This is a genomic window from Microcoleus sp. AT9b-C3 (assembly GCF_036705485.1).
Taxonomy (GTDB): Bacteria; Cyanobacteriota; Cyanobacteriia; order Cyanobacteriales; family Microcoleaceae; genus Microcoleus.
Genome location: NZ_JAUBUR010000050.1, coordinates 20,909 through 33,490, shown reverse-complemented (window position 1 = coordinate 33,490; position 12,582 = coordinate 20,909). Strand labels below are relative to the sequence as shown.

The following is a 12,582-nucleotide window of genomic DNA, read 5'->3' as shown; positions in this document are numbered from 1 at the left end:
GTTCTTTAAGAGCCAGTTCGCTTTCATAAGATGCAATTTGATTTTCCAGTTCTCTCTTATTTTGCTCCTGTTCTTGCGGATAAGATTCCAGTTCAGCAACAACTCTCTCTCGCTGGTCAGCTAATTCGATAGTTTGCTGGTTTTTCTCTTCTAATTGCAGCTTAATCTGCTGCTTTGCTTCAGATTCTCGTTGAGACGTTTCTTGCAAATTTTGCCGTAGTAATTGCAATTCTTCTAAAGTTTGAGCAGTTTCTTGCTGTTGCTGTTCTTTAAGAGCCAGTTCGCTTTCATAAGATGCAATTTGATTTTCCAGTTCTCTCTTATTTTGCTCCTGTTCTTGCCGATAAGATTCCAGTTCAGCAAGACCTCTCTCTCGCTGGTCAATTAATTCGATAGTTTGCTGGTTTTTCTCTTCTAATTGCAGCTTAATCTGGTGAATTTCCCGCTCTAATTGTTCCCGTTGTTGCTGTGCAAGGTGCTGCTCATTCCGTTTGGCAGATAAAACTACCTCAATAATTATCCACGCGCTCAAACCACTAACGAAAAATAAAGCGACTGTCAATGTGTCAAGAGTCCGGGAACCTGTTCTTTGAAATGGATTTTTAATCCAATTATTATAATCTTCAATAAATGTCGGCGCTACTCCCCGGACATAGTACACACGACCGATTATTTCTCCTGAGTTAACTCTACCAGTAGGGATGGGTTTACTATCACGAGATTTAGCATATTGCCGCTCTGCTTGCAGCGGAGGTGGATTTTGTAGTAAGTCGTATGGATGATTTGACAAAGGTTGCTAATCAAATTTCCTTTGTCCACTGCTGAGAAGATTGTGATTGATAAAGAATTTGCTCGGATAGGCAATCTTTGGTAGATATTTTGCAATCAGTAACAATCAGCCCCAATAATCCATAGTTGCTGTCTAAAGTTCGCTGCAATTCTCCTATGTTTCGTTGTAATAAGGTATAGGATAGTTTTCCTGGCAGAGTATGAGATAACATATTGAAATCAACTGTTTGCACACGAAAGATTGTGCCATGCCAATAGCTGTTATAATGTCTCCAGTTTTTCCAAGTCCCCAGACCCAAAGAAAACGTCGCGATCACGGTAAATCGCCCCAAACTCTTAATCAGCGTAGTCGGGTTAATCCGGGGAAGTTTTTGCTTCATAATATGCTTCATAAGGTCAACAGCCAAATGAATCTGAGTGAGAATATATCTAATATAACTTCAGCTACATATTATTGGCCCGTTGGCAACAAGAGGCGATCGCAGTCATGAAAACCCGCCGAAACCAGAAAACCTTACAACCACTAGAAGAAGTTGTACAATACGACCTCGAACATTTCAACTATCCGATCGCGTAGGCGTAGCCAGCCGTAGGCATCGCCAACCAAATTTGGGACACCCTACTCAACCACATCCACCACCTCATCAGAGAACAAAGGCACACCCCAAGATGTGCCCCCCATCACTCCATCAATTAGTAGAAGCAGCCAACTCAGCCAAACGTTCCTGCTGATCCTGAGAAATGCAAGTTTGAATAATCCCCTCAATATCCCCTTCCAAAACACTATTGAGCGAGAAATTCTCCCCCAAACGGTGGTCCGTAGCCCGATTGTCCTTATAGTTGTAGGTGCGAATCTTCTCCGATCGCGAACCAGTACCAACCTGAGCCAAACGCCGCGACTTCACCTCATCCTGCTGCTCCCGCAACTTCATCTCATAGAGCTTAGCCCGCAAAATCTGCATCGCCCGCTCCTTATTCTGCAACTGACTGCGCTCCTCAGTACAGAAAATCCGAATTCCCGTCGGCTTGTGAAACAAATCCGCAGCAGTTTCCACCTTGTTCACGTTTTGGCCGCCAGCACCGCCCGATCGAGCCGTGCTCATCTCAATATCCTTCGGATCGATGTGAATCTCCACATCATCAACCTCCGGCATCACAGCCACCGTCGCCGTCGAAGTATGCACCCGGCCGCCAGCCTCAGTCACAGGCACTCGCTGCACCCGGTGTACTCCCGCCTCAAACTTCAGCTTGCTGTAAACGCTGTCGCCTGTAATTTCCAGAATCACCTCTTTAAAGCCGCCCATTTCCGCCAGCGACTCGCTCACCAACTTCACCTGCCAGCCTTGAGTTTGAGCGTAACGGGTATACAGCCGCAGCAAATCTCCAGCCCAAATACTGGCCTCATCTCCGCCAGTACCCGCCCGAATTTCCAGCATAATATTCTTGTCGTCGTTCGGGTCGCGGGGGAGCAGCAAAACCTTCAAACGACTTTCCAAATTCTCCAGCTTCGCCTCAAGTTCCTGAACTTCCAGCGCAGCCATTTCTTGCATATCTCGATCGCCCGCGGCTTCCTTGAGAACCTGTCGCGCGCCCACCAAATCTTCCTGAGTGGTTTTCCACAGAGCAAAAGTATCGACCACTTCCTCCAAGGACGATCGAGCTTTCGCTACACGTTGAAACTCTTGATTGTCCCTAGCCACATCCGGGTCAGCCATGCGGCGAGTCAACTCATTAAAAGTTTGCTCTACCGACTTCAATTTATCCAGCAAATAAGATTCAGCCATTGTCAGTTGTCCTTTGTCAATCGATTTTAGATTTTAGATTTTAGATTTTAGATTTTAGATTTGAAGAACAGTTGGGATAGAATCTCGATCGAACTCTACTGCCAGCCCTAGCAATTCTTCAATCTAAACTCTCCAATCCGAGGGCGGATCGATTTTAGATTTTAGATTTTAGATTTTAGAACTCAAGAGCAGTTAGGATAGAATGTCGATCGAACTCTACTCGATCGAACTCAACTGCCAGCCGTAGCAAGTCTTCAATCTAAAATCTAAAATCCGAGGGCGGTAAGTTGCCAGTAGAAAGAACTACTCTCAACAAACTGCGGACAAATGACAATCCGGCTACTTCTTCTTTTTGCCTTTACCAGCAGCCTTAGAAGCATCTGCTTTCGGATCTTCCATTTTCAGCGGTCCAGAGGAAGCATCTGCCTTCGGCATTTCTACCTCCGTCATGCCGTATTTCCGCATAAAGCGTTCCACACGACCTTCCGTATCAATAATCTTCTGAGTGCCAGTATAAAAAGGATGATTTCCCGACCAGACATCAACTTGAAGCTTTGGTCTAGTGGAACCAACAGTCATTACCAGTTCCCCGTTGCAATAAACCTGAGATTCGGGATACCACTCAGGGTGAATGCCATCTTTTGCCATTGTTTTTTACTCTCTAATTTTTGACTTTACAACCATTTTAGCTGCCACAGGACTTGTACACCAACAACAGCACGAATTTTGTCTTATACATTTTGGAACCAGGAATCAGGAATCGGAAATAAACTTGAAAAAAAGGCAGATAAAATCTGAATGATTCTTGCCTTTTCTTTCTTCCTTCTTCCTTCTTCCTTTTTCCTTCTTCCTCAATCCGAACTTCCGTTACATCCGTTACATCCGTTAAAAAATCCGTTGCCGAACTTTCATTACATCCGTTACATCCGTTACACAATCCGCTGCCGAACCTTGATTACCGCTTCGAGTATTGAGGAGCCTTGCGAGCTTTCCGCAAACCGTACTTTTTCCGTTCTTTTGCCCGCGGGTCGCGAGTCAAATAGCCTTCTATTTTGAGGGGTTTGCGGTTGTCCGGGTCTAATTGACAAAGTGCTCTAGCGACACCCAAGCGAATCGAATCAGCCTGACCTGTCAAGCCACCGCCTTCGACTTTTACCAAAATGTCGTACTCATTTTCCAGACCCAAAGTTTCCAGAGGGGCCTTAGCGAGAGCCAAATAAGTAGGGTTGAATTGCAGGTACAAATCCCCCTCTTTACCATTGACAGTCAGTATGCCAGTGCCGGGAACCAAGCGCACCCGCGCTACGGAACGCTTGCGGCGGCCGGTTCCCCAGTACACAGCGCGACCCGATGTATCTGTTGCTTGCATTACTCATTTCCTCCCGGAATCGTGTGAACAATTAATTCTTCTGGTTTTTGAGCTTGGTGCGGGTGGTTCGGGCCAGCGTACACCTTCAGTTTAGTAAACAGTTGTCTGCCCAGAGAAGTGTGAGGCAGCATTCCTCGTATAGCTTCTTCGACAATTCTTTCGGGCAAACGTGCTTGCAATTTGGCAAAAGTTTCTGTTTTCATGCCGCCCGGTCTTCCAGAATGGCGGCGGTAGATTTTCTGGGTACGTTTTTTGCCAGTAACAGCGATTTTGTCGGCATTGATGACAATTACGAAGTCACCGGTGTCCATAGAAGGAGTGTAAGTCGGTTTGTGTTTCCCCCGGAGGTACATGGCAACTTCAGTTGCCAGACGGCCCAGCCGCTGGTCGGCGGCATCGACCACGTACCACTTGTGCTCTAGGGAGTCTTGAGTAGGGACGTAAGTTTTGTTCATTGTTTGTTGTTAGTTGTCTATTAACTGTTAACTGTTGTTAGTTGTCAGTTGTCAGTTGTCAGTTGTCAGTTTTTAATTGTTAGTTGTCCTTAGTTTTTTATTAGTAGTTACCTAATGACTAATGACTAATGACTAATGACTAATGACTAATGACTAATTTGGGCTGGGTATCGTACCAGACCTCTGGGGGAAAGGGAAATTCTGAATAACCAACCCGCAGCAGGCACAAACCTTGAGCGGGAGCGGCATATTTTACCATTTCTCGGCGTTCATTGACCCAGATATCTGTGAAATTGTCGATCGGCCTTTCCCCGCGACCCACCTGCACCAGCAACCCCACCAGCAGCCGCATCATCCCGTATAGAAACCCGCTCGCCTGAACCTCAATATAGATAAGAGGCCCAGAACGGTGACACTCTGCCGCTTGCACGTCCACCCAGGAATGGGGGCGGGCAGAACCCGCGCGGTGGAAAGCAGCCAGGTGATGCCGCCCGATGAGCGGTGTCAAAGCTGTCTGAATCAAAGATTCATCCACAGGGGCGTGGTAGCAGTGCCAAGCAAAAGGACGCACAAACAAATTAGGAGTCGGGTCTGTATAAAGGGTGTAGCGATAGCGCCGCCAACTGGCTGAGAACCGAGCGTGCCAGGTAGGTTCCACCTTTGCCGAAGCTCGAATTAAAATATCTTTTGCCAGTCGAGAGTTGAGAACACTTGCCCAGCGGTGAGCCGGAATAGGGCCGTGGGCATCAAAATGCGCTACTTGAGCAGCAGCGTGGACTCCCGCATCGGTTCTCCCAGCAGCGTGCAGCGTTACCGGGCGTTCCAGAACAGTCGATATTGCTGTTTCAATTTCTTCTTGTACTGTACGCTGGTTCGGCTGTCGCTGCCAACCGTGAAAGTTAGTGCCGAGGTATTGGATTACCAGAGCAACGCGCTGTATCGATTGGGGATTGTCGGTTGGGGATTTTGGATTGTCAGTCATAAATCACAAATCTCCAACCCAAAATTGAATTAAACCAGTTCAACGATCGCCATTTCGGAGTTGTCTCCTTGGCGGGGGACAGTTCGCACTACGCGGGTGTAGCCGCCGTTGCGCGAGCCGTACCGTTCTTGGGCTGCTTCAAACAGGGCGTGTACTAACTGTTTGTCGTAGATAAAGCCCATAGCTTGGCGGCGAGCTGCCAAGGAGCCATCTTTTGCCAGAGTAATCATTCTGTCCGCCTCTGGGCGCAGCGCTTTGGCGCGGGCGAGAGTGGTAGTAATTTTACCGTGGCGGATTAATTCGGTAGTCAGCGAGCGCAGCAGGGCGCGGCGCTGGTCAGCCGGTTTGTTGAGTTGGGGAACGCGACAGCGGTGACGCATGGCAGTTGGTAATTGGTAATTGGTAATTGGGCGCCGGGATAGTCCGCGAGTTTTGAGCGGTGATTTGTTGAACTTAAAAACACACCTACTTAAAATTCAGAACTTTTTTACCCGTTACCCGTTGATTAACTTTTAGCTGATTTTTCCTGTGGCAAGGTAATGCCCAAGCGTTTTTGTAAAGCTTCAATCACTTCTTCGGCAGACTTCTGCCCGAAGTTCTTGATCTCTAGCAAGTCTTCTTGGGTATAATCCAATAAGTCGGCGACTGAGTTGATCTGAGCCCGCTTGAGACAGTTGTAAGCCCGGACCGACAACTGCAATTCTTCGATCGGAATTTGGCTGGTAGGATCGGCTTCACCTGGATACTCTGGTTTGAGAGAATCTTGGGTGATGTCTTTGAGAGGTGCAAATAAATCTACCAGGATGTTGGCAGATTGACTCAAAGCTTCTTGAGGAGTCACGCTGCCATCAGTCCAGATTTCCATAATCAGCCGGTCTTTTTCGACCGTACCGCCTACCCGAGCATCTTCAACGCTGTAGTTGACTCTGCGAATCGGCATAAAGATGGCGTCAATTTGGAGAAAATCCAAAGCCGATCCATCATCTCGACTGCGGTCTACTGCTCGATATCCGATGCCTTTTTCAATTCTGAATTCCATTTCCAGAACTGAGCCCGGGGAGAGAGTTGCAATGTACTGGGATCGATCTATCAATTCCACCTCTGAGGGCAAATCGAATCGATCGGCCGTAACGGTGACAGGGCCCTCAATCCGCAACCTGCCGATTTGCGGCTGCTGAGAATGAGTTTTGAGGACGACCTCTTTCATGTTCAGGAGAATTTCTAGAACATCCTCACGTACCCCTTCGATCGTGGCAAACTCGTGATTGACGCCCGCGATTCGGACTGAAGTTACTGCTGTTCCTTCTAAGTTTGACAGCAGAACTCGCCTCAGCGCATTCCCAACAGTTGTTCCCTGACCGCGATCGAGCGGTTCCAGGACAAATTTTCCGTACTGACTGCGGTCTTTGTCAGTGTTAGACTCTATACATTCAATTTGAAACTGCGCCACGGAGTGACCTCCCTTTTCCACTTTGGATTTTTGATTTTGGATTTTAGATTGCAGAGCATACCCCTGAACGGATTTCGGATTTTGGATGGACGGGGCAACAGTTAGAACCATGATTTTTTTGACTTTAAGCAGTTAGCCATTATCCAAAATCTAAAATCTAAAATCTCAAATCGTTTTAGACTCTACGCCGCTTGGGAGGGCGACAGCCGTTGTGAGGAATTGGGGTAACATCTCTAATCAGGGTGATTTCCAGTCCCGCCCCTTGCAGCGCCCGGATTGCAGTTTCTCTACCTGCTCCAGGCCCGCTCACCATTACTTCTATTTGGCGCATTCCTTGGTCGTTGGCTCTGCGGGCAGCACTTTCTGCTGCTGTTTGAGCTGCAAAGGGAGTTCCCTTCTTAGCTCCTTTAAAACCGCTGGAACCTGCCGATGCCCAGGATATCACTTCGCCGTTGAGGTCGGTAATAGTTACAATCGTGTTGTTAAAGGTAGACTGGATGTAGCCTACCCCATTGGGTACATTCCGTTTCTGCTTTTTTGCACCAGATTTCTTGCCTGTTTGTTGTCGCGCCATATTAGTCTCTTTAACGTTTCTCTCAACTAATGTCCCGAAGCGCTAGGAGCCAGCAGCCCCCAGCGTATTTTTCCCAAAAAGATGTTACTTCTTGGAAGGTGCCTTTTTCTTGCCCGCAACTGTTCGGCGAACGCCTCGACGGGTTCTGGCGTTGGTACGGGTTCGTTGTCCCCGCACCGGCAGACCCAAACGGTGACGCCGACCGCGATAAGTTCCGATGTCCATCAGGCGCTTGATGTTCATTGACTCCCAGCGCCGGAGGTCTCCTTCTATTTGGTAGGTGCTTTCTACATGAGCCCGCAGAGCAGTCACGTCGGCCTCTGTTAAATCCTTGACGCGAGTGTCAGGATTTACGCCTGTTGCAGCGATAATTTGTTGGGCTCTCGACAAGCCTATTCCGTAAATGTATGTCAGACCTATTTCGACGCGCTTATCGCGTGGAAGGTCTACCCCGGCAATCCGTGCCACACTTTTTGTCTCCCTAGTTTTCCTGTTTGGCTACAATGTTCAATTAGGATGCACCTGCGTGCATTGCCCAATCTTCCTTTTTTCTAACCTTGGCGCTGTTTGTGTTTCGGGTTAGTACATATCACCATCACTCGACCGCGACGGCGGATGACGCGACATTTCTCACAAATTTTTTTGACAGATGCTCGAACTTTCATCTTTCTTCCTGCCTGGAGAACCCCGCTCTACCGGAGAGCAGGCACGCTGGGACTGCCCGTAGAGCGGTGGGAGGAGAGGCTGGGCAAGGTGTAGGCCTCTCCTCGATTAAATTGTATAAAGTGCGGGTTGTTTCATGAAGGAGCCCGCTTGCACCCACTCCCATTGCTGGGGTAAAGTTCGCCTGCACAAAAATATTGGCGAGCGATACTTTTACGGTGTAACAAGGACTTAACCCGGTACACCGGTGGGTTGTTGACGCCCTTCTCGGCAACACTACAAACGTAGCATTATAGCATAATTTTGAAGCTTTTTACCAAATTCTCTCTAAATTAAACTTACAATTAGTTTTTAGAAAGTTTTATCTAAGCCTATTTTTTCCGAAGGCGATAAGTAATCCTGCCTTTGGTCAAGTCGTAGGGAGTCAATTCGACTTTGACGCGATCGCCAGGCAGAATTTTGATGTAGTTGCGGCGGATCTTGCCGGAAATGTGAGCCAGCACGTTAAACCCATTATCTAGGTCAACGCGAAACATCGCATTGGGCAGGGATTCCGTCACTGTCCCTTCCATTTCAATTAAATCTTGCTTAGACAATTTGGTATTTACCTCAACTCTACATTTGATTAACTAGGAGTGTCCCGGCGTTGGTCTCAAAACCTATTTACTGGTAGGAGTCAAACGGGAACGGGGGGCAATAATTAGGGCGACTCGATCGACTTCTTGACTCAACCAACCAATTGTTTTAGCTTTACTTGAGTAAAGTTGTGGCAATTAGTATCGAGTTCAATCCGGTCTCTAGCAACCCTCACAAAAGCTGATAGCACAAAAAGCTCCTAGTTAACATATCTTAGCAAAAGCTTGTGAGTAACAAGCCGTATTGAGAGGGTTCAAGAGTCGATCGAGAGAGCTTGCTGCAGTTCTGCGGTGATTAATTCCATGTCGCGATCGCCATCAACCGCAACTAACTGTTGGCGGGCGCTGTAAAACTCAATCAAAGGCTCAGTTTGCTCGCGATAAACTTGCAACCTGCGGCGGATCGTCTCCTCATTGTCATCGAGGCGGCCCCGCGACAGGAGGCGAGCCACCAAAATGTTGTCAGGCACCTCCAAATTGACAGCTCTGAGATCGCAGTCCTTACCAGACGTACTTCCCCCAGCACCGCTAACATCACAAAGCAGTTTGTCAAAAAACGCTGCCTGTGCCACAGTGCGAGGAAAGCCATCCAGAATCCAACCAGCACTAGCATCTGGTTGATTCATGCGTTCTTGCACGATATCCATCAATAACTCGTCGGGAACCAACTCACCAGCATCCATGTAGGCTTTCGCCTTTAGACCCAAGGCCGTTTTGGCAACCACGCAGGCGCGCAGGATATCGCCCGTTGAAATGTGGGGTATTTTCCAGAGAGCGGCTAAGATCTGAGCCTGAGTTCCTTTTCCCGCCCCTGGAGGCCCCATAAAAATCAATTGCATTGCGATTACTTCACCATTCCTTCATATCGTTGGGAGATGACGTAAGTTTGAATTTGCTTAGCAGTTTCGATCGCCACACCTACTAGAATCAGTAGGGAAGTTGCGCCAAAACCTCTAAAAGTTTGCACACCGATCGCGCTTTCTACAGCAGTTGGTACAATGGCCACCAGACCGAGAAAAATCGCTCCCAAGAAAGTCAAACGGTTCAAAACCTTCTCCACATAATCACTGGTTTTCTGACCCGGACGAATTCCAGGAATGCTAGCGCCCATTTTCTTCAAGTTCTGAGACATATCTACGGGGTTGACAATCAACGAAGCGTAGAAATAGCTGAAGAACAGAATCAAAGTTAGATAAAACAGCGCGTAAGCCCAAGGGGCAGGGCCGTTCGGACTCAAAACATTAGCAACTTGAACCAAAAACGGGTTATTGAGAGACTGAGCGAGGAAAGAAGGCACAATCAACACCGAAGATGCAAAAATAATCGGCATCACCCCGCCTTGATTCAAGCGCAGGGGCAGATAACTCCGGCTCTCCCGATAAACTTTGCGGCCGACTTGGCGACGGGCAGAAATAATCGGAATCCGGCGAGTACCTTCCTGAACAAAAACAATCCCGACAATGGTTACCAAAAAGACCAGCAGCAGAACGACTACACGGCCGACAACTTGCGTGTCCCCGCTTTGAGCCAATTCAAAAGTTTGTCCCAAAGAGCGCGGCAATACCGACACAATATTGATAAAAATCAGTAGTGACGCTCCGTTCCCGATACCTCGTTCCGTCACCACTTCCGATATCCACATTACAAACATTGAGCCTGCCGTCAGAGCCAAAGCAGTTTGTGCTATGAATAAAGGCGATGGAGATTGAGCAAAAGGGCTGACCCAAATCGCAATGCCAATACTTTGCAGAATTGCCCAGCCCAAAGAAACGTAGCGAGTAATTTGAGAAATCTTGCGCCGCCCTGCTTCTCCTTCATTTTTCTGCAAGTCTTCTAAGCTTGGCAGAGCCGCCGTTAGAAGTTGCACAATAATTGAAGCATTAATGTAGGGCAAAATCCCCAACGCGAAAATCCCCAAAGCTGACAAGCCGCCTCCTGAGAACAAGTCCAGAAAGCCAATTAAAGGGCTGTTTTGGACATTTTGGGCAAAGGCGACTCGATCGATGCCGGGGACTGGCAAGTGGACACCCAGGCGTACTAAAATCAGTAAGCCAAGGGTTACGAGGATGCGGCCTCGCAAACCAGCAGCTTGAGCCATCTGCATGAACGTCTCTTGTGCAGTTGGCGCTTTTTCTCTACTAACGTCCATAGTTACGATTTTGGATTTTAGATTTGGGATTTTCGACTAAATCATTTTCTGATAGCAAGCTTGAGGATTTGAGATTTGGACAAACTCTCAAACCTCAAATCTTCACGCAACTAATTCGCAACTTCCGCCTGCAGCTTCAATTTTGGCGCGAGCACCTGCGGTAAAAGCCGAGGCGCGCACTTGCAAAGGTACATTCAGTTCACCATCTCCTAAGATTTTCAGCGGCCCGTTGTCAGTATTGACAATTTTCGCTTGCATCAAAGAGGTGAGAGTAACTTCTGTGTTTGCTGGCAGCGATGCTAATTTACTTACATTAATGGTAGTGTACTCTTTCCGGTTCACTAGAGGGAAGCTTTTCAACTTGGGGAGGCGGCGGTAGAGAGGATTTTGACCTCCTTCAAAACCGGGTCTAGTGCCGCTACCGGCTCTAGATTTTTGACCGCGCATCCCTTTGCCGGAGCTCGCGCCTTGACCGGCAGAAATACCTCTGCCCAAGCGTCGGGGGCGCTTTTGGGAGCCTGCTTTGGGTCGGGCGTCTTGCAATCTCATAGTTTTAGTAATTGGTAATTGGTATTTGGTATTTAGAGAGCTGGTACGCAGTAGTTTTGAGTGCGTGAGTTTTAAGTTGCGGATTTTTTTATTTTCACCACAAGCACTTAACACTCAAAACTTACAGTTTCCCATTCTCGCGTGCCCTAACCGTAGAGATTTTCTACTGGAATTCCGCGCTCTTGAGCAACTTCGGACAAAGTGCGGAGGGTGGAGAGGGCATTGACTGCGGCTCGGGCGTTGTTTAAGGGATTTCCAGAACCTAGCTGTTTGGCTAAGATGTTGCGGACTCCTGCTAGTTCGAGAACAGTTCGCACTGCTCCCCCTGCAATTACCCCGGTTCCCGGAGCGGCCGGCCGCATCATGACTTTAGCTCCGCCACCGTCACCGTTGATGGGGTGAGGGATGGAGTTAGATTTGGTAAGGGGGACTTCAATTAGGTGCTTTTTGCCGTCAGCGACGCCTTTTTTAACGGCACCGATTACGTCGCTAGCTTTGCCTACTCCTACTCCAACTTGACCGCGTTCGTTGCCGATAATGACTATGGCGCGGAAGCTAAGTTTTTTACCGCCTTTGACTACTTTAGTAACGCGCCGGATCTGAACGACCCGTTCTTGCCATTCGGATTCTTTTTCGCGCGTTTTGTTACTACTGCTTTTTTTCTTGTTGCGCTGTTCTTTTTGTTCTGCCATAGTTTTGTCTTGTGGGAATTGAGGATTAGTAACTGGGAGTCGGAAATGAAGAATTAATGATTAGGAATTAAGATTTTTATTGCTTCTTTCTTCCTTCTTCCTTCTTCCTTCTTCCTTCTTCCTTCTTCCTAAAAGTCTAGCCCCGCTTCGCGAGCTGCTTCTGCGAGGGCTTTGACACGACCGTGATAGAGGTTGCCCCCCCGATCGAATACGACTTTGACTATGCCAGCGCTGGAACAGCGTTTGGCAATCAACTGACCGACTTGCACGCTCGCGGAGCAGTTGCCGCCAGAACTGAGAGTTGACTTCAATTCGGGATCGAGGGTTGACGCGGCGGCCAAAGTGTGCTGGGCGGTATCGTCGATTACTTGAGCGTAGATGTGCTGCTCCGAGCGAAATACCGCTAGTCTGGGACGTTCGGCGGTGCCGAACACCTTGCGCCGAACACGGCGGTGTCTGCGCTGGACTGATTCTTTGCGAGTAAGCTTCAT

The 12,582-nt window shown here is 48.2% G+C and carries 18 protein-coding genes and 1 pseudogene; 1 reads left to right on the top strand and 18 read right to left on the bottom strand.

What is annotated here, in order from left to right:
• Together QUB77_RS28425 and QUB77_RS28420 are read right to left on the bottom strand one after the other, a co-directional pair.
• Nucleotides 1-790: pseudogene (locus QUB77_RS28425) on the bottom strand (hypothetical protein); the annotation flags it as partial.
• A gap of 10 nt (nt 791-800) precedes the next feature.
• The gene (locus tag QUB77_RS28420; RefSeq protein WP_333180221.1) at nt 801-1,169 is read right to left on the bottom strand and encodes a hypothetical protein; all 369 of its coding nucleotides are present in this window, start codon (nt 1,167-1,169) and stop codon (nt 801-803) included.
• 74 nt (nt 1,170-1,243) lie between these two features.
• Between QUB77_RS28420 and QUB77_RS28415 the strand changes: the two genes are divergently transcribed.
• Nucleotides 1,244-1,366: a hypothetical protein gene (locus QUB77_RS28415; protein WP_333180224.1), complete on the top strand. Its 123-nt coding sequence runs from the start codon at nt 1,244-1,246 to the stop codon at nt 1,364-1,366.
• A 112-nt stretch (nt 1,367-1,478) separates the two neighbouring features.
• Here QUB77_RS28415 and prfA read toward each other — a convergent pair whose 3' ends face one another.
• From prfA to rplR, 16 genes are all read right to left on the bottom strand, one after another.
• Complete coding sequence (gene prfA / locus QUB77_RS28410) at nt 1,479-2,573, bottom strand: peptide chain release factor 1 (RefSeq protein ID WP_332958364.1); 1,095 nt, start codon at nt 2,571-2,573, stop codon at nt 1,479-1,481.
• Between the two features lie 339 nt (nt 2,574-2,912).
• Nucleotides 2,913-3,221: a 50S ribosomal protein L31 gene (gene rpmE, locus QUB77_RS28405; protein WP_242719730.1), complete on the bottom strand. Its 309-nt coding sequence runs from the start codon at nt 3,219-3,221 to the stop codon at nt 2,913-2,915.
• A gap of 307 nt (nt 3,222-3,528) precedes the next feature.
• Complete coding sequence (gene rpsI, locus QUB77_RS28400) at nt 3,529-3,942, bottom strand: 30S ribosomal protein S9 (RefSeq protein ID WP_333180227.1); 414 nt, start codon at nt 3,940-3,942, stop codon at nt 3,529-3,531.
• Nucleotides 3,942-4,397, bottom strand: a complete 456-nt coding sequence (gene rplM, locus QUB77_RS28395) for a 50S ribosomal protein L13 (RefSeq protein ID WP_015178725.1) — start codon at nt 4,395-4,397, stop codon at nt 3,942-3,944. The genes rpsI and rplM overlap by 1 nt, the downstream gene beginning before the upstream one ends.
• A 139-nt stretch (nt 4,398-4,536) precedes the next feature.
• Nucleotides 4,537-5,379, bottom strand: coding sequence for a tRNA pseudouridine(38-40) synthase TruA (truA, locus tag QUB77_RS28390; protein WP_333180230.1), 843 nt, complete (start codon nt 5,377-5,379; stop codon nt 4,537-4,539).
• 29 nt (nt 5,380-5,408) lie between these two features.
• The gene (gene rplQ, locus QUB77_RS28385; RefSeq protein ID WP_190657966.1) at nt 5,409-5,759 is read right to left on the bottom strand and encodes a 50S ribosomal protein L17; all 351 of its coding nucleotides are present in this window, start codon (nt 5,757-5,759) and stop codon (nt 5,409-5,411) included.
• 125 nt (nt 5,760-5,884) lie between these two features.
• Nucleotides 5,885-6,829, bottom strand: a complete 945-nt coding sequence (locus tag QUB77_RS28380) for a DNA-directed RNA polymerase subunit alpha (RefSeq protein WP_202798589.1) — start codon at nt 6,827-6,829, stop codon at nt 5,885-5,887.
• A gap of 175 nt (nt 6,830-7,004) precedes the next feature.
• Nucleotides 7,005-7,403 carry a 30S ribosomal protein S11 gene (rpsK, locus tag QUB77_RS28375; protein WP_006634980.1) on the bottom strand — a complete coding sequence of 133 codons (399 nt, stop codon included), beginning with the start codon at nt 7,401-7,403 and terminating at the stop codon, nt 7,005-7,007.
• Nucleotides 7,404-7,487: 84 nt separating this feature from the next.
• Complete coding sequence (gene rpsM, locus QUB77_RS28370) at nt 7,488-7,871, bottom strand: 30S ribosomal protein S13 (RefSeq protein ID WP_333180233.1); 384 nt, start codon at nt 7,869-7,871, stop codon at nt 7,488-7,490.
• An 83-nt stretch (nt 7,872-7,954) separates the two neighbouring features.
• Complete coding sequence (gene rpmJ / locus QUB77_RS28365; protein WP_015178722.1) at nt 7,955-8,068, bottom strand: 50S ribosomal protein L36; 114 nt, start codon at nt 8,066-8,068, stop codon at nt 7,955-7,957.
• Between the two features lie 369 nt (nt 8,069-8,437).
• Entirely contained in the window at nt 8,438-8,662 is a 225-nt protein-coding gene (gene infA / locus QUB77_RS28360) for a translation initiation factor IF-1 (RefSeq protein ID WP_006276978.1), read from the bottom strand.
• A 293-nt stretch (nt 8,663-8,955) separates the two neighbouring features.
• Nucleotides 8,956-9,540 carry an adenylate kinase gene (locus tag QUB77_RS28355; RefSeq protein ID WP_333180236.1) on the bottom strand — a complete coding sequence of 195 codons (585 nt, stop codon included), beginning with the start codon at nt 9,538-9,540 and terminating at the stop codon, nt 8,956-8,958.
• Nucleotides 9,541-9,545: 5 nt separating this feature from the next.
• The gene (gene secY / locus QUB77_RS28350; protein WP_333074732.1) at nt 9,546-10,850 is read right to left on the bottom strand and encodes a preprotein translocase subunit SecY; all 1,305 of its coding nucleotides are present in this window, start codon (nt 10,848-10,850) and stop codon (nt 9,546-9,548) included.
• 102 nt (nt 10,851-10,952) lie between these two features.
• Nucleotides 10,953-11,399, bottom strand: coding sequence for a 50S ribosomal protein L15 (gene rplO / locus QUB77_RS28345; RefSeq protein ID WP_333180239.1), 447 nt, complete (start codon nt 11,397-11,399; stop codon nt 10,953-10,955).
• A 146-nt stretch (nt 11,400-11,545) separates the two neighbouring features.
• Nucleotides 11,546-12,091: a 30S ribosomal protein S5 gene (gene rpsE / locus QUB77_RS28340; protein WP_242719711.1), complete on the bottom strand. Its 546-nt coding sequence runs from the start codon at nt 12,089-12,091 to the stop codon at nt 11,546-11,548.
• A gap of 128 nt (nt 12,092-12,219) precedes the next feature.
• A complete protein-coding gene (rplR, locus tag QUB77_RS28335) occupies nt 12,220-12,582 on the bottom strand; it encodes a 50S ribosomal protein L18 (RefSeq protein WP_333039624.1) in 363 nt (120 codons plus the stop codon).